Genomic DNA, 1,988 nt, shown 5'->3' on the forward strand with positions numbered 1-1,988 from the left:
CAACTCGAAATCCGCGAGCAACTTCTGTCAGCAGGTTACCAACCCACCGAGGTACTGGATCGGCAGTATTTTCATAGCATCTATTACCGAGAGCCAGGCGGCATTCTGTTCGAGATTGCCACCAATCCGCCGGGCTTCGCCGTGGACGAAGCTGCGGACGCTCTGGGAACGGCTCTGAAGTTGCCCGAATGGTACGAGCCGCGCCGCGTGAAGATTGAGGCGGAATTGCCGGAGTTGGTGTTGTAATGAGGTCTTCGGCCGCCAGGCAGTCCATCCGTTAATTCAGGGAAACCTAAAAAAACATGAACCTACAACACAACCCAAACAACACAGCCACAAAAGGTGCATCGCTGGAAACAGCTAAAAAAGTAGTACTTATGCTGCACGGGCGCGGGGCATCGGCGCAGGATATTTTATCGTTGACCGACTACCTGACAGGAGATGAGCAAACCGCTTTCATCGCGCCGCAAGCCACCCAAAGCACCTGGTATCCCTACTCGTTCATGGCTCCCACTGAAGCCAACGAGCCGGGCTTGTCGTCTGCGTTAGAGGTAGTTGGACGCCTCGTCGCGCGGCTGCATCAGGAGTTTAACTTTGCTTACGAAAACATTTTTCTACTAGGCTTTTCGCAGGGTGCTTGCCTGGCCCTGGAATACACTGCCCGGAACCCGCAGCCTTTCGGCGGGGTTTTTGGACTTAGCGGCGGCTTAATCGGCCCGGAAAATCAACTGCCAAACTACGAAGGCAACTTGCAGCATACGCCCGTTTTCCTGGGATGCAGCGATGTCGATCCACACATTCCCAAAGCGCGAGTGCTGGAATCTGAGCAGATTTTTAAAAGTTTGGGCGCGAACGTTTTAACAAAACTTTATAAAAATTTTGCCCATAGCGTCAACGATGACGAGTTGGAAACTGTTAGCCATGTACTTACCACCGGAAGTTTTTGAAAAAATATCTTCTAACTTATTGTTTAAAAAGTGATTATCTATTTTCAACCCTCCATTATCCATTAAGTAAATGAGCCAATTCATGGTAGAAATAGACCTTCCCACTGTCATGACTGACGAATTTGCCCGCCGTGTCCCGGCGCAGCGGCAGATGGTCAACGATTTGATGGAACGAGGAAAGCTCATGTCGTACGCCCTGACGAGCGATCGCACCAGGTTGTGGTGCGTGTTCAAGGCCGAGAGCGAAATCGAGGTAATGAGCCTTATGTCGGAGTTTCCGCTGATCGACTATATGAGTCCCACTATTTCGGAATTGATGTTCAATAACGTGGTGGCTCTGCGGCTGCCCCTATTTTCTTTGAATTGATTTTTGAAAATATCACTATGAGCAAAACCCTTCCCGCTTCTTGCGGGAAGGGTTTTTTGCTACTTTTGGTTTTATTCCAAAACTTGTCCTGAAATGCCCTTTTCCCACAAATATATCGCCCAATATTTTTCGGCTTTCCTCGCGCTGTATCTGGCAGTTGCGGTCGTGGCTTGCCAATCCAAAAACGATACTAATTCTTCGGAACCCGCAGGCATTACGAAAGCCATCGTCAGCGATACGGTTCAATCCGACCCGGCCCCGCTGGCTGTACCCGTGGCCCGCGACTCGACGGCCCCAAAAGCCCCCGCCGTGCGTACGAGTCAGCAGGAAACTATTCCGCCGAAAGTATTCGAAGTGCTGGCTTATATCCGTAAAAACAACCGCGCACCCCAGGGGTACGTCGGTGGTCGCAAGTTTGGCAATTTTGAGAAACTGCTGCCTCAGAAAACCAAGGCAGGAAAGCCCATCGAGTACCGGGAGTGGGACGTCAATCCCAGACAGGAAGGCCAAAACCGCAGCTCCGAGCGGCTGGTGACGGGTTCGGACGAGCGGGCCTGGTACACACGCGACCATTACAATTCGTTCGTTGAGGTGAAGAAGAAGGCTGTTTTGGAACAATAGGCTCTTACCCGTATGGAAATCACGCCGCTGTTGGCGCACTGTACTCGTACGCA

General features: G+C 51.4%; 3 protein-coding genes and 1 pseudogene. All 4 read left to right on the forward strand.

Annotation, left to right across the window (positions count from 1 at the left end; translation table 11 throughout):
* A pseudogene (locus tag ACEW8P_RS09550) lies at positions 1 to 246 on the forward strand (ring-cleaving dioxygenase); the annotation flags it as partial.
* A gap of 56 nt (positions 247 to 302) precedes the next feature.
* On the forward strand, positions 303 to 947 hold the full coding sequence (locus tag ACEW8P_RS09555) for an alpha/beta hydrolase (protein WP_373512857.1): 645 nt from the start codon (positions 303 to 305) through the stop codon (positions 945 to 947).
* 70 nt (positions 948 to 1,017) lie between these two features.
* Positions 1,018 to 1,314, forward strand: coding sequence for a muconolactone Delta-isomerase family protein (locus ACEW8P_RS09560; RefSeq protein WP_373512858.1), 297 nt, complete (start codon positions 1,018 to 1,020; stop codon positions 1,312 to 1,314).
* A 93-nt stretch (positions 1,315 to 1,407) separates the two neighbouring features.
* On the forward strand, positions 1,408 to 1,935 hold the full coding sequence (locus tag ACEW8P_RS09565; protein ID WP_373512859.1) for a ribonuclease domain-containing protein: 528 nt from the start codon (positions 1,408 to 1,410) through the stop codon (positions 1,933 to 1,935).
* Positions 1,936 to 1,988: the final 53 nt, after the last annotated feature.

It is taken from the genome of Persicitalea sp. (genome assembly GCF_041751555.1).
Taxonomy (GTDB): Bacteria; Bacteroidota; Bacteroidia; order Cytophagales; family Spirosomataceae; genus Persicitalea.

What these genes read in the sequence shown, in the direction of transcription:
- ACEW8P_RS09555 (WP_373512857.1), top strand. Translation starts at nt 303, where the DNA reads ATGAACCTACAACACAACCCAAACAACACAGCCACAAAAGGTGCATCG.
- ACEW8P_RS09560 (WP_373512858.1), top strand. Translation starts at nt 1,018, where the DNA reads ATGAGCCAATTCATGGTAGAAATAGACCTTCCCACTGTCATGACTGAC.
- ACEW8P_RS09565 (WP_373512859.1), top strand. Translation starts at nt 1,408, where the DNA reads ATGCCCTTTTCCCACAAATATATCGCCCAATATTTTTCGGCTTTCCTC.